This window comes from Micromonospora sp. DT233 (assembly GCF_049841815.1).
Lineage (GTDB): Bacteria > Actinomycetota > Actinomycetes > Mycobacteriales > Micromonosporaceae > Micromonospora.
The window spans coordinates 154,018-177,091 of the sequence record NZ_JBNCLB010000007.1 but is presented as its reverse complement, the minus strand read 5'-3'; the positions used below and the strand labels follow the sequence as shown (position 1 = coordinate 177,091).

Sequence of the window (23,074 nt, the reverse complement as noted above, 5' to 3'; positions counted from 1 at the left end):
CGTCTGGTCCGGGCCGGGCCGGCGTCGGCGGGGACCGGTTGCCGACCCCCGCCGACGACGCGTCACACCGACACGCCCCGGAACAGCAGCGCGGCGAGGCCCAGCGCCAGCAGCAGGTTGAACACGGTGGCGCTGGCGAAGACCGCGACGGGCCGCCAGCCCGCCTCGCGCAGCGCCGTCACCCGCACCTCAAGGCCGATGCTGACGAACGCCAGGATCAGGAACCACACCCTCAGGTCGTTGACGATCGCGATGGTCGCCTTGCCGTCGGCGCCCGCCGCGTCGAGGTACCAGGTGGCGATCACCGAGGCGGCGACGAAGCCGAGGACGAACTTCGGGAAGCGACGCCACAGCTCCCCCAGCCCCGGCCGGGCCGCGCCGGGCCGCCGCTCCACCCGCAGGGTGAAGTACGCGGTGAGGGCGACCGCCACGACGCCCATCAGGGCGTTCTGGGTGACCTTGACGATGCTGGCGATCTGCAGCGCCTCCTCGCCGGCGAGCGCCCCGGCGGCGGTGACCGCCGCGGTGGTGTCGATGTTGCCGCCGATCCACGCGCCGGCCACCTCGTCGGAGAGACCCAGCACGCCGGCCAGCCAGGGCAGCAGGAAGATCGACGGCAGGGCGAAGACGATGACCAGGCTGGCCGTGTAGGCCAACTGCTCCCGGCGGGCGCGTACCGCCCCGGCGGCGGCGATCGCCGCGCTGACCCCGCAGATCGACACGGCGGACGCCAGCAGGGCGCGCAGCTTGTCGTCCAGGCCGAACCGGCCGGCCAGCCACCAGGTGAACAGGAAGACGCCGCTGATCAGCAGGATCGCCTGGGCGATCGCCGGGCCGGCGGCGCTGGCGATGACGGCCAGGTTGATCGAGGCGCCCAGCAGGACCAGGCCCGTCTTGATGAAGAACTCGGTGCGGAACGCGGCGGAGAGCCGGTCCCGCCAGCCCAGCAGGGTGACCAGGGCGTTGCCGAGCAGGCCCAGCAGGATGGCGTAGACGGGGTACTCGATCGCCTTCGCGACGTCGTCGAGCGCGGTGCCCTCGGCGAGGACCGGCACCTGCTGTTCGAGGTAGCGGGTCAGCCCGGCCAACGCCAGGAGCAGCAGCAGCCCGACGGCGATCCAGCCCGGCCGGGCCGGCGCGGGGGCGACGGCGGGACGGGCCGGGGTGGCCGTGGTGTCGGTGCTGGTCGCCGTGTCGGTGCTGGCCACCGTGTCGGCCGGGTCCGTCGTGTCCGTCGTCCGGACGGCGTCGGCGCTCATCAGGGCACCAGCCAGGCGGGGATCGCGCCGACCAGGACCAGGCCGAGCAGGAGCAGGCCCAGCACGGTGGCCGCCCAGTCCTCGTTGAACGCGAACCGGGACTCCGGCGCGGTGGGCGGCGGCGGCTGCGGGGTGTCGCTCATGGGGGTTTCCTTCGAGTGCGCGCAGATGCGGGAGGCGGGGAGGACGGCGGGACCGGGGCGCAACGGGGCCGGCTCACGGTCAGCCGCCGACGCGCCCCGGCCCAATACAGAGCCCGGAGGCGACCCGCATCAGGTCGACGACCCGGCGGGTGACGAGCCGGAGAATGATCCGCACGTATCGAGTTTCCTACTTTCCCGGTAGGAATACAAGGTCCGGGCCGGCATTCGTCGCGGCGGTCGGCCTCCACCCGGAGGCGCACCCGCGGTCAGCGGGGAGCCGGCGGCCGGCGGTCGGCGGCGTCGCCGAGATAGCCGCTGGCCTGCAGATCGAACAGCTCCCGGTAGAGCCCGTCGGCGGCGACCAACTCGTCGTGGGTGCCGCACTGGACCAGCCGGCCCCGCTCCATCACGAAGATCTGGTCGGCGTGCCGAACGTTGGCCAACCGATGGGTGATCAACACGACCGCCCGTTCGGGGCGGCGGCGCAGGTGTTGGAAGAGGGCGTGCTCGGCCCGCGCGTCGAGCGCCGCCGAGGGCTCGTCGCAGATCAGCAGGGCGGCGTCGCGGTAGAGGCCACGGGCGGCGACGAGGCGCTGCCACTGGCCGCCGGAAAGGTCGTGGCCGTCCTTGAACTCGCGATCGAGCAAAGTGTCGTACCCGAAGGGCAGGCCCGCGATCATGTCGTGGGCGGCGGCGGCCCGCGCGGCGTCCTCGATGCTGGGCCCCCGGTGCCCGGCGGCCCGGTCGTGCCGGCCGATGCGGATGTTCTGGCCGGCGGTGAAGGGGAACTTCCACCAGTCCTGGGTGAGCACCGCGACATGCCCGGCCACCTGGCGGGGGTCGAGCTCGGCGGTGTCCACCCCGTCCCAGCGGATCACCCCGCCCGTGGGCCGGTACAAACCGGCGATCAGCTTGGCCAGGGTGGTCTTGCCCGAGCCGTTCTCGCCGACCAGGGCGACCACCTGTCCCCGGTGGATGGTCAGGCTGACCGCGTCGACGGCCGGGGTGTCGGTGTCCGGGTAGCGGAGGCTGACCGCGTCCAGCTCGATGGCGTCGAAGCCGTCGGTCGGCCGATCCCCGCGCACGGCGCTGCGGCCGTGGACCCGGTCGAGGAAGTCGCGGTAGTCCTGGTAGTAGAGCGCGTCCTCGTAGAGGGAGTTGGTGGCGAAGACCGCCATGCCGAGGCTGGACCTGGCGGGCTGGAGGGCGATCAGCGCGGTCGCGGCGGCGGCGAGCGCCACCATGCCGTTCAGCAGCAGGGCGGCGAGGACGGCGTACACGCCGAAGGTGGCGAGGCCCGCGGCGGAGGTGCCGAGCACGCGCGTACGGGTCTGGGAGCGGACCAGTCGCAGATGGGCGGCCGTCTCTGCGGCCATCATCCGCCGGTACTCACCGAGCAGGAAGCCCCGCATCTGGTACGCCCGGATCTCGGCGGCGGTGTGCCGGTTGGCCATCAGGTTGGCCAGCATCCACATCCGGCGACGCCGGTTGATCCGGGCCAGCATGTCCAGGTACCGCCGGCGGGCGATCTTCACTGCGGTCGCCGCCTCGGGCACCGCAGCGAGCAGCAGGCACGGCAGCAACAGCGGCTGGATCACGGTCACGGCCGCGGCGGTGGCCAGCACCCCGACCACGCCGGTGATCAGGTTGACGGTGTCGTCGACGATCGAGGCCGCCTCGGCCACCCCCCGGTCCCGGGCCCGGTCCATCTCCTCGGCGAACCCGGCGTCGTCGAACGCGGCCAGCTCCACGGCCGTGGTGGCCTCGAAGAGCCGCAGCTCGACCTGGTAGTTGATCTGCGGGGTGAGGCGGGCCTGGGCCCAACCGGCGGCGATGGTCAGCCCACCCTTGGCCAGCACGGCCGCGGCGGTCAGCGCCAGGGCCGGCAGGGCCGCCCGGATCCGCCCCGGCGTGGGGCCGGCCGCGAAGAGCTCGCGCAGCACGCCCGTGGTGGCCAGCAGGCCGAGGGTGGTCATCACCCCGGCGGCGACGTTGAGCCCGATGGACGCGGCGGTGTCGCGGCGGCTGGTCGCCCAGGCCAGCGCGACCGCCTCGCGGACCAGCCGGGGCAGCCTGCGGGCCACCGACCAGAAGGTGGTGTGGGCGACGTGCTCGGCGTGGTGCATCCACGCCCGGGCCTCCAACTCCGGCAGCACCGACGCCTCGGCGTCGTGCCCGCCGGGGGCCGGAGAGGCATCGACGGGGGCCGTCGAGGCGTCCGACGACGTCCCGGTGGTTTCGGCATCGGCGGGCGGTGCGGCGTCAGGTGATCGGCGTTGACGGACGGCTCCATCCACGGCCCCTCCAAGCGGAAAGCGCCGCCGCGACCAGCGGCGGACCGGTCAGCAGAGGGAGCCTACTGTGCGCTACGGTGCGATGTCTGCGCGTCAACGGCGTGTCGAACACGTGTCGCAGGGCCCGCCGGGTCGACCGGCACCGGCGGCACGGCCATGCCCGTGGGAAGGAGAGGCGACGGATGCCGCTGGCCACCTGGCGCGGCGTTCGGGCTCTGGTCGGCGCGGCGCTGGCCGAGGTGTCGCCGGCGACCGTGCTGGGTGAGCGGCTGGTGCCCGGAGTGCCTCGGCCGGTCGTCGCGGCGGGGAGGCCACGACGGCCGACCGAGGCGTCAGGGAGGGTGCCGCCGGCGGATCGTTCGCCGCCGCCGTTACGAGGTGTAGAGCCAGAACTTGGTGGTCGCGGTCGTCGTCGAACTGGTGCCGGTGATCGTGATGGGGTAGCCGCCGACGCGTTCCGCCGTCGGGGAGGCGGTGATCGTCATGGTGGACGAGCCGCCGGAGGTGACCGACGACGGGCTGAACGACACGCTCACGCCGCTGGGAGCGGCGGAGGCGGACAGGGCGATGGTCTGGCCGGCGGGCCAGTACTGGGGCCAGACTTGGACGGCGAGGGAGGTCCCTCGGTTGACGATGGCGTAGATCGGGCTTGTCGCGAGGGCGGGTTCGTCGGCCATGGCGGCGACGCCGCCGACCGGGGCGACGGCGGTGCCCACGGCGACGTTCCAGATCGCGTACGCGATGCCGTCGGCGCTGCGGTTGAGCCCGGTGGCGTTGACGTTGCTGGTGGTGTCGCAGGAGCGGTGGTAGCAGGGGTCGTACGAAGCGCCGGCCGTTCCGCCCCACTTCGCGGCCTGGGCGCTGGTCTTGCGGGCGCTGGCGCCCATCGCGTACCCGGAGGTGGGGATGCCGGCCTGCTGGAACGAGTAGTCGTCGGAGCGGCCCTGACCCTCGACGTTCTCCTCCGGCGACAACCCGAGGGAGTCCCAGTACGCCTTCAACGGGGCGCTGGTGGTGGAGGTGAGCCGGTTGATGAAGTAGCCGCCGTTGGTGGAGGAGACCATGTCGAAGTTGTAGTACCCCTTGATGTAGCCCTTCTGGGTGCTGCTCAGGGAGTTGACGTAGAACTTCGAGCCCTGCAGGCCCTGCTCCTCGCCGTTCCACCAGGCGAACCGGACCCGCTTGGTCATGGTCGGCTTCTGCCGGGCGAGCACCAGGGCGTTCTCCAGCAGCACCGAGGAGCCGGAGGCGTTGTCGTTGATGCCGGGGCCGGCGGAGACGCCGTCGAGGTGCGCGCCGAACATGACCACCTGGTTGCTCGGGCCGCCCGGCCACTCGGCGATCACGTTGCTGCCGGGGTAGGTGCAGCTCGTGCAGGTCTGCTCGGTGACCGTGTAGCCGGCGGCCTGAAGCTTGCTCTTGACGTAGCTGACCGACGCCCGGTAACCGGCGGAGCCGGCGCGGCGATGGCCGCCGTTGCTGCTGGCGATGCTCTGGAACTGGGTCAGGTGGGCCTGGACGGCTGCCACGGAGACGTCCGGGGCGGCCAGCGCGGCGGCGGCCGGGGCGGGGACGGCAGGGGCGGGGACGGCGGCGGCGGCGGGCAGCGTCGCCGTCGAGGCCGTCAGCGCGACGGCGGCGGCGAGCGCGAGGCCCGCGGTCAACGTGGTGCGTCTCATGGATGCTCCTCGGTGCAGGTCGGTGGGTCGTGCACCTGGGCGTGACCGGTTCCCGTCTGCCGGGCGCGGCGACGGGGCCCGGCGGCGCCGGGGGACGCGCACGTTCACCCCAGAGCAACAAACACTTACACACGTCAATCTCTTGGTCAATATCCATCCTGGTCATACCGTCGAGGCGGGGTTCAGCGGTCCGTCCCGCCGACACACCGGCAGACTCGACGCGCGGGGAGTCGATCGCGGGGAACGTCACGCAGGTCGTCGTTCCGATGCGGGTCCGACCCGGACGAACCGCACTCCGACCAATGACCGACCCTCGGCTCAGGGCGCCCGGGCGCCCCGGAAGGAACGGCTGACCAATGTCCTCCAGCACCTGGCGGCGCGTGATCGTGCTGCTGGCCCTCGCGCTGTCCGCGTTCACCTTCAACACCACGGAGAACCTGCCGATCGGCCTGCTCTCGCTGATCTCCACCGACCTCGACGTGTCGCTGTCCTCGGTCGGCTACCTCGTCACCTGGTACGGCCTCACCGTGGCGGTGATCTCGCTGCCGTTCGCGCACGTGAGCCGCGGCTGGCCCCGGCGGTACGTGCTCAGCGGCGTACTGGCCGTCATGGTGGTGGCGACCCTGGTGTCGGTGCTGACCGACTCGTACTGGGTCCTGCTCACCGCCCGGGTGGCCACGGCGCTGGCCCAGGCGCTGTTCTGGGCGGTGCTGGCCCCGGTGGCGGTGGGGTTGTTCTCCCCCGCCGTGCGGGGTCGGGTGATCGCGGTGATGTCGGTGGGCGGCTCGCTGGCCACCGTGCTGGGCGTGCCGGCCGGCACCTGGCTCGGCCAGCAGGGCGGTTGGCGTGCGCCGTTCCTGGCGCTGACCGCCCTGGGGGTGGTCGCGCTGGTGGTGATCGCGGTGCTGCTGCCGACGACCCGGCCGGAGGACAGCCACGGCGCGTACGGCTCCGACCCACACACCGGCCGCTTCGTCATCGTGCTGGCCACCACCGCCGTCTCGGTGACCGGCGTGTTCGCCGGGTTCACCTATGTGGAGCGGTTCCTCACCACCGTGACCGGCTTCGCCCCGCAGACGGTGAGCGTGATGCTGTTCGTCTTCGGCCTGGCCGGCATCATCGGGGTGAGCGGGGTCGGTCCGCTTCTCGACCGGTTCCCGCACGGTTCGCTCGTGCTGACGGTGGGGTTGCAGGCGGTCGCGCTGACCGGGCTGTACCTGTTCTCCGACGTCAAGGCCGCCGTGACCGGTCTGCTGGCCCTGCTCGGCGCCGCCGCGGCACCCGTGTTCATGGCCACCCAGGCGCGCATCCTCCAGGTCGCCCCGGGGCGGACCGAGCTGGGCTTCGCGGCGAACTCGGCGGCGTTCAACGTGGGCATCGCGGGCGGCGCGCTGATCGGCGGCGTCGCGCTCTCCGCCGTGGAGACCCGGGGTACGTTCCTGGTCGGCGCGGTGCTGACCTTCGTGTCGCTGGTGATCGTGCTCGCCGAGCGACTGCTCCCGGGCGGGACGACCCCGGCCGAGACCAGCCCAGGCGGGACGCCCCCAGCCGGGACCAGCCCAGGCGAGACGACCCCAGCCGGGACCAGCCCGGCGCCGGCCGGCGCGGCGGGCAGCCACGACGGCCGGCGAAGGGCGTGAGCCGGTGGGAAGGGAACCCCGCCGTGGCGCAGGCGCCGGCGGGCCCCCTCCGCTCCGGTCAGCTGGCGGTCAGGGTCACGTCGTCGACGACGAAGCTGGTCTGCAGCGAGAAGTCCTCGACGCCGGTGAACTTCAGGGTCACGGTCTGCCCGGCGTACGCGGCGGCGTTGAAGGTGCGCTGCACGTAGCCGGAGGCCTTGTTCAGGTTCGAGTACGTCGCCAGCGTGGTGCTGCCGACCTGGACGGTGAGCTTGTCGTACGCCGTGGAGCTGGTGGTCTCCGCGGTGTCGATGTGCAGCCAGAACGACAGCGTGTAGGTGCTGCAGCCGGCCGGCACGGTCAGCGACTGGGACAGCGTCTCGGTGCTGGTGCTGCCGTTGCCGCCCAGCCACGCCTTGTAGGAGCCGGTGCGGGCGGCCTGGCTGCTGGAGTTGGTGATCACCCCGGAGGTGCCCGTCCAGACGGTGGCACCGCTCTCGAAGCTGGAGTTGCCGACCACCTGGCCGCCGGCGCAGCCGCCGGTGCCGGTCACGGTGATGCTGTACGTGGCGGTGCGGGTGACCGCGCCGGTGCCGGTGACCGTGATGGTGTACGTGCCGGTGGCCGCCGTCGAGGAGGCGGCGACGGTCATGGTGGACGAGCCGCCGGAGGTGACCGACGACGGGCTGAACGACACGCTCACCCCGCTGGGCGCGCCGGAGGCCGACAGGGCGACGGTCTGGGCGCTGCCGGAGGTGGTGGCGGTGGAGACGGTGGCGGTCCGCGACGCGCCCCGGGCGACGCTTCCGGAGGTCGGGCTGACCGCGACGGAGAAGTCGTTGGCCGGGGTGCCGCCGCCGACGGCCTGGTCCCAGATCGCGTACGCGACGCCGTCCGCGCTGCGGTTGAGCCCGGTGGCGTTGACGTTGCTGGTGGTGTCGCAGGACGAGTGGTAGCAGGGGTCGTAGGAGGCATTGGCGGTGCCGCCCCACTTGGCCGCCTGGGCGCTGGTCTTGCGGGCGCTGGCGCCCATCGCGTACCCGGAGGTGGGGATGCCGGCCTGCTGGAACGAGTAGTCGTCGGAGCGGCCCTGGCCCTCGACGTTCTCCTCCGGCGACAACCCGAGGGAGTCCCAGTACGCCTTCAACGGGGCGCTGGTGGTGGAGGTGAGCCGGTTGATGAAGTAGCCGCCGTTGGTGGAGGAGACCATGTCGAAGTTGTAGTACCCCTTGATGTAGCCCTTCTGGGTGCTGCTCAGGGAGTTGACGTAGAACTTCGAGCCCTGCAGGCCCTGCTCCTCGCCGTTCCACCAGGCGAACCGGACCCGCTTGGTCATGGTCGGGTTCTGCTGGGCCAGCACGAGGGCGTTCTCCAGCAGCACCGAGGAGCCGGAGGCGTTGTCGTTGATGCCGGGGCCGGCGGAGACGCCGTCGAGGTGGGCGCCGAACATGACCACCTGGTCGGCCGGCGCGCTGCCCGCCCACTCGGCGATGACGTTGTTGCCCTGGTACGTGCAGCTCGTGCAGGTCTGCTCGGTGACCGTGTAGCCGGCGGCCTGAAGCTTGCTCTTGACGTAGCTGACGGAGGCGGTGTAACCGGCGGAGCCGGCGCGGCGGTGGCCGCCGTTGCTGCTGGCGATGCTCTGGAACTGGGTCAGGTGGGCCTGGACGTTGGCCACGGAGATGTCCGGGGCGGCCAGCGCGGCGAACGCGGGCGAGGCGGGCGGGGCGGACGCGGCGACGGCCGGCAGCGTCGCCGTCGACGCCGCCAGGGCGACGGCGGCGGCGAGCGCGAGGCCCGCGGTCAACGTGGTGCGTCTCATGGATGCTCCTCGGTGCAGGTCGGGGGATCGTGCACCTGGGCGTGACCGGATTCCGTCCGCCGGGGGTGGACGGGCGGGACCCGACGGTGTCCGGGGGGACGCCGCGACGTTCGTTCCAGGGAAGCAAACACTTACATGCGTCGATCATCTGGTCAACATCCATTAGGGTCGAACTCCTGCTCGGATGCCCCCGCCGTCGGCGACCGCCCCCTCCCCGCGCCCCGTGGGTGTACTTCTTGTCGCCAGGGCGACAAGAAGTACACCCGCTGCGGTCGGGCCCCGCCCGAAGGGGGGTCAGTCGGGCGGGGCGAGGAGGGTGTCGACCGCCGCGGCGGTCGCCGGGTGGGCGACGAGCAGTGCGGCCACCTCGGGCGCGGTCGCCGGGCCGGAGCCGGCCGCCGAGCCGCGCCCCATGCTCGCCGCGTCGGTGCGCCACTGCCCGGCGCAGCCGAGCAGGTCGGCCACGGCGTCGCAGGTGGCCCGGTGGCCGGCCAGCAACTCGACCACCGGCCCGGCCGGGACGGCTTCCGAGGCCGGGTCGGCCGTGCTCGGCGGCGCCGGTCGGGCCGCCCACGGCGGCACCCAGGCGTCCAGGGCGGGCAGGGCGGCGGGAAACGTCCGGCCGGCCTCGCGGACCAGCAGCGGCACCAACTCGCCCGCCTGCTGGCGCAGGGTGGTGATCAACGTCGGCAGCCAGGGCAGCAGCACCGGGTCGGGCAGCCGGGCGAACGCCGTGGAGATCACCTCCACCACGAACGGCGTCAGCCCGGGCACCGGCTCCAGCGCCTGCACGAACCCGCTGAGGTACTGCGGGAACGCCGGCACCACCAGCGGGTTGGCCAACAGCTCCACGGTGCGGGCCCGCAGCTCGGCCAGGGGCAGCAGGCCGAGTTGGTGCTGGGCGGCCCAGTGCAGCGCCACCCGGGCCGGCGATTCCGGCCGGGACTGCCGCACGGCCAGTTCGAGCTGCGCCCGGTCGCAGCCGAGCGCCAACGCCAGGCTCTCCATGCCGAACAGGAAGCCGAGCATCGCCCCCACCTGCCGCACGTTCGCCTCCGGGTCGACGAAGGCGGTGGGCAGCAGGGTGCAGTAGTGGGCGTACCCGGTGGTGACGAACGTCGCGCACCAGGGCGGCAGGGTCGGCTCGGTGGCCCGGTAGTGGGCCAGCAGCCGGCGGATGCGGCGCAGCACCTCGGGGGCGTCGTCGACGGTCCGCTCCGCGGCCAGCAGCTCCACCGCCCGCGCGCCCAACTCGTCGACGAGCCGGCGGCCGTCGAGCAGCCCGATCGCGTCCTCGACCGCCTCCAGCGCGACCGCCGCCGTGGCCCGGGGCCCCCAGGCCAGCCGGCGCAGCCGCTGCTCGAGGACCTGCTCGACGGTGACGCCCTCGTAGCCCAGCTCGATCAGCGAACGCTGGTGGCGGCCCAGCGCCAGGTCCCAGCTCTCCTGCGCCGAGCGCTCCCCCAGCCGGCGCTCGCCCATGATCGGGCGGACCGCGTCGTGGGGCAGCAGGTGGCGCAGCCGCCACAGCAGGTCGGAGCAGCCGACCAGGGCCGGCTGGGCGGACAGGTCCAGCAGGGCCCGCTGGATGGTCCGCTTCTCCAGGTCCAGCCCGAGCGGCTCGAGCCGGTCGAGCACGTCGCGGGCCAGCGGCGGCAGCGCCTCGTAGCCGACCTGGCCGATCCGGTCGCCGCCGAGCAGGATCTCGCAGAGCCGCCGCACGTCGCGGCGGCCCGGCACCACGTCCTTCTCGATGCAGGTCACCGCCGCGTCGGCGAAGTCGTACGGGGTGGGTCGGGCCCGGTTGCGCAGCCCGGCCAGCAGGATCGACGTCTCGAAGACGGCGATCGCGTCGGCGGTGCTGGCCAGGTAGCCGTTGCGCCGGGCCAGCCGGACGATGTCCACGCACCAGCCGCGCAGCTCCGCCTCGTCGAGGCCGTCGAGGACCGGCGGCCGGGCCAGGAACCCCGACAGCCGGTCGGTGACCGGCTCCGGCGCGACCCCCACCGGGGCGGTGGCCTTGCCGCCCCGCCCCTTGGCGGCCGTGCCGGCCCTGGCCGACCTGCCGCCGGGCTGGCCGGCGAGCCGGAACGGGGTCACCCCGGAGCGGGACACCGCCTTGGCCCAGGTGGCGGCGGCGATGGAGACCGAGCCGGGCGCGAGCCCGAACTGCGCCTCGATCGCCGAGTGGCTCGACGGGATCAGCCCGTAGAGCCAGCGGGTGCCGGTGCGCGGGGTGATCTCGTAGGGCGCGGCAGCGGGGCCGGTGCCGAACTGCTCCACCGGGCTGGCGGCGTGGAACGCGCCGCAGACGTAGAGGCAGTCGGCCGGGTCGACGCCGGTGGCGGCGAGGTGCTGGCGCATCCGGGTCCACATGTAGCGCTCGCGCTCGACGTCGGAGTCTCCCCGGGGGTGGTCGGCCGGGCGCAGCCGCCGGAACAGGCTGCCGATCAGCACCATGACCTGCCGGTACGTCTCGTGGTCGGCCCCGACGAGGGGCTGCTCGACGTACTGGTCCCACCACTCCGACCAGTGCCGCACCTTGCCGTGGTGCAGCAGGTACGCCTCCAGCTCCGCGAAGCGGGGCCGCAGGTCGCCGATCTCCACGCCGACGGCGTCGCCGTGCAGCGCCGCCTCCTCCTCGTGGGCCGCCGCCGGCTCGGCGGGGCCGTCCGCCCCGTCGCGGTCGGCGGCCGGGTCGCGCGGCGACCACTGGAAGACGTGGTCGACCGAGCGGTCCACCAGCACCAGCTCCACGCCGGGGGTCTCCATCGCGTACGCGATGGCCTGGTATTCCGCCGACGCCTCGGTGATCGGCGCGACGACGCTCAGCGGGGCCCAGTCGGCGGGGAAGCCGTCCAGCTTGGAGGCGAACGCCTGCACCGCCACCGGCAGCCGGCAGTTGCGCAGCTCCCCCAGCAGGGGTTGCAGGTCCTCGCAGAGCTCCAGGTAGACCACCTTCGGCCGCTTGGCGCGCAGCCGGCGGGCCATGGCCAGCGCGGAGGCCGGCGAGTGGTGGCAGACCGGGAAGATCTCCAGCCGCTCGCCGAGCGCCCGGTCGACGTCGTCGACCAGCCCGGTGAGGATCTCGGCCAGCGCGCCCGGACTGCCGGCGAAGGTTTCGGCGGCGTCGGTGAGCTGCTCGCGCAGCCCCCGGAACGCCCCGTCGCCGGCACCGGCCGGACGGGCGGGCGCGCCGGTGCCCGCAGGTGCGCCGGTGCCCGCGCCGGGCGGCGGGGCGGCGGCCCCGGTGGGCGGGGCGGTCGTCGGGCCGGTCACGACAGGTTGGCGATCGCCTGGCGGCCCCCGTCGAGGAAGCCCTCCCACTCGCCGCCGTCGGCCTTGGCCCGGGGCTCCACGACGCCGTGCAGGTACTTGTTGAGGATCGCCAGGTCCTCCGGGCTGCGCCGGGCCAGCGAGCCGACCAGCGAGCCGGCGAGGGTCTGCGCCCGCAGGGTGCGGTCGCCGAAGAACTGGCTGTGCAGGATCGCGTCCTCGAGCACACCGATCTGCTCGGCCGTGGAGAGCGCCGACTCCAGCTTCTCGTCGTCGCTGGTCGCCGACGCGGCGGCGGCCCGCAGGTCGGCGAAGCTCTGCAACAGGATGTCCAGCAGGGTCGGCGGGACGTCCAGCTCGATGCGGTGGCGGCGCAGCAGCTCCTCGGTGCGGAACCGGACGATCTCCGCCTCGCTGCGCTTGTTGGTGACCACCGGGATGCGGACGAAGTTGAACCGCCGCTTCAGCGCCGAGGAGAGGTCGTTGACGCCCCGGTCCCGGCTGTTGGCGGTGGCGATGATGGAGAAGCCGGGCTTGGCGAAGACGATGTTGTCCTCGTCCAGCTCGGGGATGGAGACGTACTTCTCCGAGAGAATGGAGATCAGCGCGTCCTGCACGTCGCTGGTGGAGCGGGTCAGCTCCTCGAAGCGGCCGATCACGCCCTGCTCCATCGCCGTCATGATCGGCGAGGGGATCATCGACTGCCGGGACTGCCCCTTGGCGATGACCATGGAGACGTTCCAGGAGTACTTGATGTGGTCCTCGGTGGTGCCGGCGGTGCCCTGCACCACCAGGGTGGAGTTGCCGCAGATCGCGGCGGCCAGCAGCTCGGCCAGCCAGCTCTTGCCGGTGCCCGGGTCGCCGATGAGCAGCAGGCCCCGGTCGGAGGCGAGGGTGACGATGGCGCGTTCGACGAAGCTGCGGTCGCCGAACCACTTCTGGGCGACCTCCCGCTCCAGGCCGTCGGCCCGCTCGGAGCCGAGCACGAAGAGCCGCACCATCCGGGGGCTCAGCCGCCAGGAGAACGGCTTCGGGTCGGTGTCGACCGACTCCAGCCAGGCCAGCTCCTCGGCGAACTTGACCTCGACGGGGGCGCGCAACATCTCGGACATGTCAGGGGTCTCCTAGGTGAGGAAGTTCTTGAGCTCGAAGACGAGTTTGCGGATGTGGCCGGAGATGACCGGGGTGCCCAGGTCCTTGAAGCGCTGCCGGAACCAGGGGTTGACGATCTGGGTGCCGGAGCTGTTGACCGAGCCGACCGGGATGAACTTCACCCCGGAGCGGTGCACCGCCTCGATGCCGTCGAAGAGCGGCTGCGAGCGGTCGAACTCGTAGAAGTCCGAGATCCAGACCATGACGGTGTTGCGCGGCTCACTGATCTTGGGCCGGGCCAGGGCCATCGCCACCGGCCCGTCGTTGCCGCCGCCGAGCTTGGTGCGCAGCAGCACCTCGAACGGGTCGTGCACCCACGGGGTGAGGTCCAGCGCCCGGGTGTCGTACGCGATGAGGTGCACGTCGACCTTGGGCAGCCCGGCGAAGATCGACGCCAGGATGGTGCAGTTGACCATCGAGTCGACCATCGACCCGGACTGGTCGACCACCACGATCAGCCGTGCCGGGGTGGTGCGCCGGGCGGTCTGCCGGTAGAAGAGCCGGTCGACGTAGAGGCGCTGGTCCTCCGGGCTCCAGTTGGTGAGGTTCTTCCAGATCGTGCGGTCCAGGTCGAGGTTGCGGAACACCCGCTTCGGCGGCACCGACCGGTCGATGCTGCCGACGCTGGTCTGCTCGACCTGGGTGCGCAGCACCTCGGCGACCTCGTCGACGTACCGGCGGATCAGCGCCTTGGCGTTGGCCAGCGCCACCCCGGAGAGGTTGGACTTGTCCCGCAGCAACTGCTCGATCAGCGACATGCTCGGGGTGAGCTTCGCGGCCAGCCTCGGGTCGGCCAGCACCTCGCGCAGGTGCATCCGGCGCACCAGGTCGCCCTCCAGGCCGGTCAGCACACCGCCCAGGCCGCCGGCCGCGCCGGCCTGTCGGCGCAGCTCGCCGGGCTCGCAGCCGAGCGCCCGCTCGAACCAGCCGGCGTCGGACTGCCACCGGGCGAGCTGCGTGGCGCTGACGCTGCCCGCGCCGGTGGCGAAGACGTTGAGCAGCAGCTTGGAGACCAGCGCGGCCCGCCGCACCTCCGCCTCCCCGGCCGGGGCAGGCGCATCGGACGACGGCGCATCGGACGACGGCGCATCGGACGACGGCGCGTCGGCGGTGAGCAGGCCGTCCAGCTCGGCGGCGAGGCCGGGGAAGCGCTGCACGACGGTGTCGACGGAGACCGACGGGTCCAGCAGGGCGGCCGGCAGGCCGAGATCGTCGACGACCGCCACGCTGGCCGCCTCCAGCGCCGGCTGCTCCTCGGGGTCGAAGAGCTGGGCCAGCAGCCGCCAGTAGAGCACCTGCCGGCGGTTGGCGTCGGCGCTCGGCGTCGGGTTCTCGGGGATCGTGGTCATCGGCGCAGCAACCGTCCCGCGCGTTCCCGCAGCACGGCGACGGAGTCGCCGGCCTTCGCCTCGGCCTTGGCGACCTTCGGGTCGGTGGGGCCCTGCGCCCAGTCGCCGGTGTGCGTGGCGACCGGAGCCCGCTTGACCGTCGCCTGCACGCCCAGCGGCTGCACCGACCACCGGCCGGCGTCCCAGCGCAGCAGCGCCAGGCAGGCCGTCGACCCGGCGACCAGCTTCGGGGTGAGCGGGCCGCAGGTCGGCAGGCGGTCGACGGCGACGGCGACGCTCGCCCCGTCGACGGTGAACCGGAGCTCGCCGTCGACGGTCTTGGCGGCGTACCCCTCCAGCAGCACCGGCTCGGCGACGGCGACCGGGTGCCGGTCCAGCGGCGGCACCGGCGCGGCGACGGCGGCGGGCAGCAGCACCCGGGCGGTGGCGAACGGGTCGGCCGGCTCCCCGGCGCGGGCCTGCCCGTCGCGCCACCACAGGTCACCGCCGGTCAGCGGCAGGTCGGTGACCTCCAGGGCGCGGCGCTCGGCGAGCGCGGCGAGCAGCACCGGGTGGTCGGCCAGCAACCGCCACAGCGCCGGGCCGACGATCGTGTCGACCTTGGTGGCGGAGACGGCGGTGCGGACCAGCCGCGCCGGGCCGCCGTCGGACGGCTCAAGGACGCCGTGCGCCTGGACCTGCACGGCGGTGGCGTGCTCGTGCACGTCGACGCCGAGCAGCAGCAGCCGGCCGGAGACCCGCTCGACGCCCCCGGCGGAGGGGTCGCCGCCCCCGGCCGGCTCCTGGGCCAGCAGCACGGCGCGGGCCCACAGGTCTGCCCAGCGCCGCGCCGGCACCGCCGCCATGGTCGCCACCGGGCAGGACGCGGCCAGCTCACCGGCGAGGCCGTCGAGGAGGACGGCCAGCCGGCGCAGCTCCGGCACGGCCAGGGCCGCCTCCACGGGTCGGGCGCCGGCCGCCACCAGGTCGTGGTCGACGCCGCGCCAGCCGGCGATGGCCAGCTCCGCCAGCCAGGAGCGGGCCGCGGCGAGCGGGGCGGCTGCCCCGGCCGGCAGCGCCCCGGCCGGTGTGGTCGGCTCGTCGGCGCGGTCCCGTCCGGTGGCGGCGTCGGCCGCCGCCAGCAGGGCGTCGTGGGTCGCGCCGAGCAGGGCGGTGCGCGCCCCGGCCAGGGCGGCCAGGTGTTCGTCGGCCGGCGTCCCGGCGGTGACCTTCGCGACCGCCTCGGCGACCCGGTCACCCAGCGGGGTGGCCGCCAGCGCGGCGGCGAGGTCGGCGAGCGCCGCGAGCTGCGCCTCACCGGGCCGGGCCAGGCCGGCGACCAGCGCGTCGTCGAGGCCGGCGAGCACGTCGAGAGCCGCGTCGACGCCGGCCGGGGTGGCGTCGACCAGCGCGGCGAGCTGGGCCCCGCGCATCAGCGGCCCGCCCCGGTCGCCGGGAACCAGTGCAGCTCGGGCAGGGGCCCGTCGGCCGCCGGGAGCTCCAGGTAGCTCAGGTGACGCAGGAACCGGCTGAACACCACCGCCGCCGGGGCCGGCTCGTGGTGGCCGGAGAGGGCACGGACCACGTCGTCGCCGGTCTGCGCACCCTCGGGGAGGGCGACGCGCAGGTAGCGGACGACGCGCTCGACGCCGTACTGCAGGATCGCCTCGTCGAGCAGGGCGTGCAGGTGCTTGCAGGGCGCGCCGCGCAGCCCGCCGCAGGGCCGGTTGTTGTTGGTGGAGCAGTTGAAGCCGTGGCTGCCGGCGGCGATCGATGAGACGTACACCCGCTCGATGTCGGAGCCGCTGGAGACCACCCCCTGCAGCCGGCCGTCCGCCAGCTCGACGAAGGGAACCTTCGCCAGCTTGCGGGGACGCACCGCGGGCAGCACCGGCGCAAGGCTGCGCCGCTCCCACGGGACGTGCTCCGTCTCCGTCACCCGAACCTCCGCACCCGGTGCGCCCGTGGGCACGCCGACTCCGCGCCGGCCTGACCGGCGCACGACAAGGGGATGGCGGGCGCGCGGGCCCACCCGGAACCGGACCCCTCCGGGGCGCCCGTCCGGATTCCGATCTTGCCCCAGGGGTACGACAGAACGAAACGGCCTCGCGTCGGCCCAGCTCAGGCCCGAGCGCCGCGGACCGTGGCCGCGCCGCGAGCGCCGTCGGATCTGTCGGGCGGGCCGGGCGAAACCGTCCCACCGCCGGCGGGGCCGTCCTCCTCGGTCGTGCCGTAGTCCGCGTGCCGGGGGGTGATCCGGCCGAGGCGCAGCGCCAACCCTCCGGTCAGCAGGCAGGCGGCGGCGAGCCCGAACAGGTACGGCTCGGCGTGCCCGAAGCCGATGGCCGCGCCCGCGATGGCCGGTGCCGCCACCGGCCCGATCTGGTAGGAGAGGCTGAACACGGCGTTGTACCGCCCCCGGAGGTGGTCCGGGGCCAGGTCGTTGATCACGGCGGGGAGGGTCGGGGAGAGCAGCGCCTCGCCGACGGCGAAGACGCCCATGGCGGCGACGATCAGGGCGTCGCGCCCCGGGCCGCGCAGGCCCAGGGCGGTGGGCGTCACGATCAGCAGCCAGGTCAGCGCGAAGAAGACGGTGGCCAGCGCCGCCACCCGGGTGCGCCGCCGGCCCCGGACGAACCTGATGCCGAAGAGCTGGATCGCGACGAGGACCGCGATGTTGAGCGCGAACGCCAGCCCGACGACCCGGGTGGACGCGCCGGCCTCGCCGGTGACGAAGGCCGGCAGGGCCGAGTTCGTCGACGACAGCGCGACGACCATGATCAGGCTGTTGACCGCCAGCGCGCCGAGCAGCGCCCGGTCCCCGAGCACCTGCCGGTAGCCGATGCGCTCCCGCGTCGCGGGCGGGGCCCCGGCCGCGCCCGCCTGCGAGGTGAGCAGTCGCCGCCCCACCACGGTCAGGGCCGCGGCGAAGAGCAGGTACGACAGCGCGTCGCCGAGCAGGATCACCGCGAACGGCCCCGGCGTCTTGCTGACGGTAACCAGGCCGCTGACCAGCGCACCGGCGCCGAAGGCCACGTTGGCGGTCATGTACCGCAGCGCGAAGACCGCGCCGCGTTCCGCCGGGGGGACCAGCTCGACCAGTAGGGAGGCGAAGCCGTTCCACATCAGCCCGCTGGCCGAGCCGTAGACGATCGCGCAGCCGAGCGCCGTCGCCGGGGAGGTGGCCAGGGCGAAGGCCCCGATGCCGAGACCGCCGACGACCAGACCGATGACGAACGCGCGCAGCGCACCGACCCGGTCGACGAGCGGACCGCTCAGCGGGGTGGCCACGATGCCGGCCACCCCGATCACGCCCAGGACGGCCCCGGCCGTCGGCAGTGGGATGTGCCGCACCTCGTGCAGGTAGATGATCAGAAACGGCATGGTGAGGCCACTGCCGAGGCAGGACAGGGAGTTCATCCCGAGGGCCAGCCAGGCCCGTCGTCCGATGCGCGGCACCAGCTCAGCCCGTCGTCCGTTCATCGCGCCGTCCCCCTCGGCTCGGAATCGACCATCCCCCATCCAACCGGGGTCCGGCGGTGCCCGCATCCCGGTGCCGCCGAGCGGGTGGTCCGCGCGCGCCGGGGTGCGACGCGTCCCGGCGGGTGGCAGGCTGGCCCGGGCGACCGGTCCGAGGCAGTACGGTGACGGGTCGCGCAACGGGTTGAGCAGTGCAAAGGAGAGCCGGGAATGGCCGAGGAGATCACCACCACCGACGAGTGGCGGGCGCTGGCGGCGCACGCGGAGAAGGTGCGCCAGGCGCACCTGCGTGAGCTGTTCGACGCCGACCCCGACCGGGGTGAACGCCTCGCCGGCGAGGTGGCGGACCTGCACGTCGACTGGAGCAAGAACCTCGTCACCGACGAGACGTTGACCCTGCTGGCCGCCCTGGCCCGGCGGGCCCGGCTGGGCGACCGGATCGCCGCGATGTTCGCCGGGGAGCGGATCAACACCACCGAGGACCGGGCGGTGCTGCACACCGCGCTGCGCCGGCCGGCGGGCGCGGCGCTGAGCGTGGACGGCCGCGACGTGGTGGCCGACGTGCACGCGGTGCTGGGCCGGATGGCGGCGTTCGCCGACCGGGTCCGCTCCGGCGAGTGGGTGGGGCAGACCGGCGAGCGGATCCGCACGGTGGTCAACATCGGCATCGGCGGCTCCGACCTGGGGCCGGTGATGGCGTACGAGGCGCTGAAGGCGTACCGGGACGCGGGCATCTCCTGCCGGTTCGTCTCCAACATCGATCCCACGGACATCGCCGAGGCCACCGCCGACCTGGACCCGGCGAGCACCCTGTTCGTGGTGGTGTCGAAGACGTTCTCCACCCAGGAGACGCTGGCGAACGCCCGGCAGGCCCGGGACTGGCTGCTGGCCGGCCTGGGCGGCGACGACGCCGCCGTGGCCCGGCACTTCGTCGCGGTCAGCACCAACGCCGACCGGGTCCGCGACTTCGGCATCGACCCGGAGAACATGTTCGGCTTCTGGGACTGGGTGGGCGGCCGGTACTCGCTGCCCTCGGCGGTCGGGCTGTCGGTGATGCTGGCCGTGGGGCCGGAGCGCTTCGGTGAGCTGCTGGCCGGGTACCACGCCGTCGACGAGCACTTCCGCACCGCGCCGGTGGAGCGCAACGTGCCGGCGCTGCTCGGCCTGCTCAACGTCTGGTACACGAACTTCCTCGGCGCGCAGACCCACGCGGTGCTGCCGTACTCGCAGTACCTGCACCGCTTCCCGGCGTACCTTCAGCAGCTCACCATGGAGAGCAACGGCAAGTCGGTGACCCTGGACGGCACCCGGGTGTCGTACGACACCGGGGAGATCTACTGGGGCGAGCCGGGCACCAACGGTCAGCACGCCTTCTACCAGCTCATCCACCAGGGCACCCGGCTGGTGCCGGCGGACTTCATCGGCTTCAGCCGGCCCCGGCACGACCTGGGCGACATGCACGACCTGTTCATGTCGAACTTCTTCGCCCAGACCGCCGCGCTGGCCTTCGGTCGGACCCGGGAGCAGGTGGAGGCGGAGGGCACCCCGGCGGAGCTGGCGGCGCACAAGGTGATGCCGGGCAACCACCCGACCACCTCGATCACCGCCGCCGAGCTGACCCCGGCGGTGCTGGGTCAGCTCATCGCGCTCTACGAGCACATCGTCTTCACCGAGGGCGCGATCTGGGACATCAACCCGTTCGACCAGTGGGGGGTGGAGCTGGGCAAGGTGCTGGCCAACCAGCTCGCGCCGCTGCTCACCGCCGGTGACGCCGAGGCCGACCTCTCCGGGCTGGACTCGTCGACCCGGGCCCTGATCAGCCGCTACCGGGCCCAGCGGCGCGCCGCCGGCTGACCGTACGCCCGAGCCGCCACCGAGCCGGCCGACGCCCCGAGGGCGTCGGCCGGTTCTTTTTTTGTCTCCGTACGGGGGTTGTCCCAGCGCACACGATCTGCTGCTGACTTTTGTCAGCACGACCCGTGTAACACGCATTGCAGTTCGTGACTTAGTGCACTGGGGTGGGTGGGTCTTGTCCACGAGACTCGAACACGTCGCCGGGGAACAGCACCGGCCGAGAACGCGGAGGGGGTCACGGTGGACGAGCGCTACGACAACTACTGCGCCGCTGACCGGCTCTTCTACGACTCCCTCGGCAGCGCCACCGCGCAGGCCGCCTTCGGTGCCGCCGAGCGGGAGCTGCCGACCGGCTGGCGCCGCGAGCCGCTCGACGACTGGCTCATCCACTCCCCGGCGGGCGACTCGCTGCCGCAGCAGGGCTGGAAGATCCACGTCTCGGCCACCCTGGACAACGCCGAGCGGGTGCTCGACGCGGTGTGGGAGTACTGCGTGCCGCGCGGGCTGCCGTTCAAGTTCCTGCGCGGCCCGCGCACCCTGCTGATGCGCAACTCCAAGTACGCCTCCCGCTCGGCCAGCGGCAAGTTCGTCACCATCTACCCGCACGACGAGGCCGAGCTGGAACTGGCCTGCAAGGAACTCGACGCGCTGCTGGCCGGCGAGGCGGGGCCGTACATCCTCAGCGACCTGCGCTACGGCGCGGGCCCGGTGTACGTGCGCTACGGCGGCTTCGCCCGCCGCTACTGCCTCTCCCCCGACGGGCAGGTGGTCCCGGCCATCGCCGACGCCGCCGGCACGCTGGTCCCCGACCGCCGCGACCCGGTGTTCCACCTGCCGCAGTGGGTCACCCTGCCGGACTTCCTGGCCCCGCACCTGGCCGCTCGCGGCGCCACCAGCACCAACGAGGTCCCGTACCAGATCGAGAAGGTCATCCACTTCTCCAACGGTGGCGGCCTCTACGTGGGGCGGGACCTGCGCACCGACGCGCAGGTGGTGCTCAAGGAGGCCCGCCCGCACGCCGGCCTCGACGCCGACGGCACCGACGCGGTGGCCCGGCTGGAGCGGGAGGCCGAAAACCTGCGCCGCCTCGCCGACCTGCCCCAGGTGCCCACCGTGCACGACGAGTTCACCCTCGGCGAGCACCGCTTCCTGGCCCTGGAGTTCATCGAGGGCCGGTCGCTGAACAAGGTCGTCGTCGACCGGTACCCGCTGATCGACGCCGACGCCACCGAGGCCGACCGGGCGGCGTACGCCGAATGGGCGCGCGACGTGCTGACCCAGGTCGACGAGATCGTCACCGCGATCCACGAGCGCGGCCTGGTCTACGGCGACCTGCACCTGTTCAACATCATGGTCCGCCCGGACGACCGGGTGGCGCTGGTCGACTTCGAGGTCACCGCCCCGATCGAGGGGCACCGCCGGCCGGGGCTGCGCAACCAGGGGTTCGCCGCGCCGAACGACCGCACCGGCCCGGCCGTGGACCGGTACGCCCTGGCCTGCCTGCGCCTGGCGCTGTTCCTCCCGCTGACCCAGCTCGTCCGGCTCTCCCCGGGCAAGGCCGCCCACCTGGCCGACGTGATCGCCGAGAGCTTCCCCGTCCCCCGCGAGTGGCTGGCCGAGGCGGTCGCCGAGATCACCGGCACCGCCGCGCCCACCGCGCCCGACACCAAGACCACCGCGCCCGCGACCACCGCCGGTTCCACCTTCCGGTACGACCTGGACGGCGACTGGCCCGAGGTGCGCGAGCGGCTCAGCACGGCGATCCTCGCCAGCGCCACCCCGCACCGCGACGACCGGCTCTTCCCCGGTGACATCGCGCAGTTCCACAGCGGCGGGCTCAACCTCGCCCACGGCGCCGCCGGGGTCCTGCACGCCCTGGCCGTCAGCGGCGCCGACCGCCGGCCGGAGCACGAGGACTGGCTGGTGCGGCGGGCCACCTCCCCCGCCTCCGGCACCGGGCTCGGTTTCTACGACGGCCTGCACGGGGTGGCGTACGCGCTGGAGCACCTGGGCCGCCGCTCCGACGCCCTGGACGTGCTCGACATCTGCCTGGGCCAGCCCTGGGCCGAACTAGACCTGAGCCTGGCCAGCGGGTTGTCCGGGGTCGCCCTGAACCTCACCGAACTGGCCGAACGCACCGGGGAGACCCGGCTGCGCGACGCCGCCCGGGAGATCACCGAGGCCGTCGTCGACCGGCTCGCCGACGACCCCGGCCCGGACATCAGCGGCGGCCGCAACCCGTACGCGGGGCTGCTGCGCGGTCACACCGGCGCGGCGCTGCTGCTGCTGCGACGCTACGAGCTGACCGGCGACGCGGCCCTGCTGGAACACGCCGCCACCGCCCTGCGGCAGGACCTGCGCCGATGCGTGGTCCGCCCGAACGGGGCGCTGGAGGTCAACGAGGGCTGGCGGACCATGCCCTACCTGGGGCAGGGCAGCGTCGGCATCGGCCTGGTGCTCGACCAGTACCTGCGCCACCGCGCCGACGAGGGCTTCGCCGAGGCCAGCGCCGGGGTGCGGCGGGCCGCCCGGTCTCCGTTCTACGCCCAGTCCGGCCTCTTCGCCGGCCGGGCCGGGATCATCGCGTACCTGGCGACCCGGCGCGACGATCCCGAGGCGCGCGACGAGTTGGCCGCGCAGCTGCGCCGGCTCGCCTGGCACGCCCTGCCGTACGGCGGCGGGACCGCCTTCCCCGGCGAGCAGCTCCTGCGGCTCTCCATGGATCTGGGCACCGGCACCGCCGGGGTGCTGCTGGCGCTGGCCGCGGTGCGGCACGACGAGCCGGTGGCGCTGCCCTTCCTCGCGCCGCTGACCGGCGCAACCAGACTTCCTCGCCACGGCGAGGGGGAACACCGACACCATCACCAGAACGAAGGGAAGTGAGCATCATGAACCTGCTCGACCTCCAGGGCCTCGAGATGACCACGGCCGACCGCACCGGCGGCGGCTCCAGCGCCAGCCTGCTGCTCTGCGGCGACAGCTCGCTCTCCGTCACCACCTGCAACTGACCATCCCCACCCGAGCACAACCCAACCCGAAGGAGAACACCATGAACCTGCTCGACCTCCAGGGCCTCGAGATGACCACCGCGGACCGCACCGGCGGCGGCTCCAGCGCCAGCCTGCTGCTCTGCGGCGACAGCTCGCTCTCCGTCACCACCTGCAACTG

Annotated in this window: 16 protein-coding genes; 5 read left to right on the top strand and 11 right to left on the bottom strand. The window is 73.5% G+C overall.

Annotation, left to right across the window (positions count from 1 at the left end; all coding sequences use genetic code 11):
* Positions 1-62: 62 nt before the first annotated feature.
* The 4 genes from ACLQ2V_RS17775 to ACLQ2V_RS17760 form a co-directional block, all read right to left on the bottom strand.
* Entirely contained in the window at positions 63-1,259 is a 1,197-nt protein-coding gene (locus tag ACLQ2V_RS17775) for a YeiH family protein (protein WP_425719611.1), read from the bottom strand.
* Positions 1,259-1,402: a hypothetical protein gene (locus tag ACLQ2V_RS17770; protein WP_425719610.1), complete on the bottom strand. Its 144-nt coding sequence runs from the start codon at positions 1,400-1,402 to the stop codon at positions 1,259-1,261. Before ACLQ2V_RS17770 ends, ACLQ2V_RS17775 begins: the two co-directional genes overlap by 1 nt.
* Before the next feature lie 266 nt (positions 1,403-1,668).
* On the bottom strand, positions 1,669-3,699 hold the full coding sequence (locus tag ACLQ2V_RS17765) for an ABC transporter ATP-binding protein (protein ID WP_425719609.1): 2,031 nt from the start codon (positions 3,697-3,699) through the stop codon (positions 1,669-1,671).
* 368 nt (positions 3,700-4,067) lie between these two features.
* Positions 4,068-5,375 (bottom strand): M28 family metallopeptidase, encoded by a 1,308-nt coding sequence (locus tag ACLQ2V_RS17760; protein WP_425719608.1) that lies wholly within the window; start codon positions 5,373-5,375, stop codon positions 4,068-4,070.
* A gap of 356 nt (positions 5,376-5,731) precedes the next feature.
* On the opposite strand from ACLQ2V_RS17760, the gene ACLQ2V_RS17755 reads away from it, so the two are divergent.
* Entirely contained in the window at positions 5,732-7,015 is a 1,284-nt protein-coding gene (locus ACLQ2V_RS17755) for an MFS transporter (RefSeq protein ID WP_425719607.1), read from the top strand.
* Between the two features lie 58 nt (positions 7,016-7,073).
* Here the strand turns inward: ACLQ2V_RS17755 and ACLQ2V_RS17750 are convergent, their stop codons facing one another.
* The 7 genes from ACLQ2V_RS17750 to ACLQ2V_RS17720 all read right to left on the bottom strand — a co-directional run bounded on the left by ACLQ2V_RS17750 (position 7,074) and on the right by ACLQ2V_RS17720 (position 18,055).
* Positions 7,074-8,816, bottom strand: coding sequence for a M28 family peptidase (locus ACLQ2V_RS17750; protein ID WP_425719606.1), 1,743 nt, complete (start codon positions 8,814-8,816; stop codon positions 7,074-7,076).
* 294 nt (positions 8,817-9,110) lie between these two features.
* Positions 9,111-11,966 carry a hypothetical protein gene (locus ACLQ2V_RS17745; protein WP_425719729.1) on the bottom strand — a complete coding sequence of 952 codons (2,856 nt, stop codon included), beginning with the start codon at positions 11,964-11,966 and terminating at the stop codon, positions 9,111-9,113.
* 125 nt (positions 11,967-12,091) lie between these two features.
* Positions 12,092-13,204: an ATP-binding protein gene (locus ACLQ2V_RS17740; RefSeq protein WP_425719605.1), complete on the bottom strand. Its 1,113-nt coding sequence runs from the start codon at positions 13,202-13,204 to the stop codon at positions 12,092-12,094.
* A gap of 12 nt (positions 13,205-13,216) precedes the next feature.
* Positions 13,217-14,593, bottom strand: coding sequence for a vWA domain-containing protein (locus tag ACLQ2V_RS17735; protein ID WP_425719604.1), 1,377 nt, complete (start codon positions 14,591-14,593; stop codon positions 13,217-13,219).
* The gene (locus tag ACLQ2V_RS17730) at positions 14,590-16,005 is read right to left on the bottom strand and encodes a hypothetical protein (RefSeq protein WP_425719603.1); all 1,416 of its coding nucleotides are present in this window, start codon (positions 16,003-16,005) and stop codon (positions 14,590-14,592) included. The genes ACLQ2V_RS17735 and ACLQ2V_RS17730 overlap by 4 nt, the downstream gene beginning before the upstream one ends.
* Complete coding sequence (locus ACLQ2V_RS17725) at positions 16,005-16,511, bottom strand: hypothetical protein (RefSeq protein ID WP_425719602.1); 507 nt, start codon at positions 16,509-16,511, stop codon at positions 16,005-16,007. The genes ACLQ2V_RS17730 and ACLQ2V_RS17725 overlap by 1 nt, the downstream gene beginning before the upstream one ends.
* 182 nt (positions 16,512-16,693) lie before the next feature.
* Entirely contained in the window at positions 16,694-18,055 is a 1,362-nt protein-coding gene (locus ACLQ2V_RS17720; RefSeq protein WP_425719601.1) for an MFS transporter, read from the bottom strand.
* Between the two features lie 207 nt (positions 18,056-18,262).
* Between ACLQ2V_RS17720 and pgi the strand changes: the two genes are divergently transcribed.
* The 4 genes from pgi to ACLQ2V_RS17700 all read left to right on the top strand — a co-directional run.
* The gene (gene pgi, locus ACLQ2V_RS17715; protein WP_425719600.1) at positions 18,263-19,906 is read left to right on the top strand and encodes a glucose-6-phosphate isomerase; all 1,644 of its coding nucleotides are present in this window, start codon (positions 18,263-18,265) and stop codon (positions 19,904-19,906) included.
* Between the two features lie 240 nt (positions 19,907-20,146).
* Positions 20,147-22,789 (top strand): class III lanthionine synthetase LanKC, encoded by a 2,643-nt coding sequence (gene lanKC / locus ACLQ2V_RS17710; protein ID WP_425719599.1) that lies wholly within the window; start codon positions 20,147-20,149, stop codon positions 22,787-22,789.
* Between the two features lie 5 nt (positions 22,790-22,794).
* Positions 22,795-22,914: a SapB/AmfS family lanthipeptide gene (locus tag ACLQ2V_RS17705; RefSeq protein WP_425719728.1), complete on the top strand. Its 120-nt coding sequence runs from the start codon at positions 22,795-22,797 to the stop codon at positions 22,912-22,914.
* 41 nt (positions 22,915-22,955) lie between these two features.
* The coding region (locus ACLQ2V_RS17700; RefSeq protein WP_425719728.1) for a SapB/AmfS family lanthipeptide at positions 22,956-23,074 on the top strand (119 nt) is incomplete at its 3' end.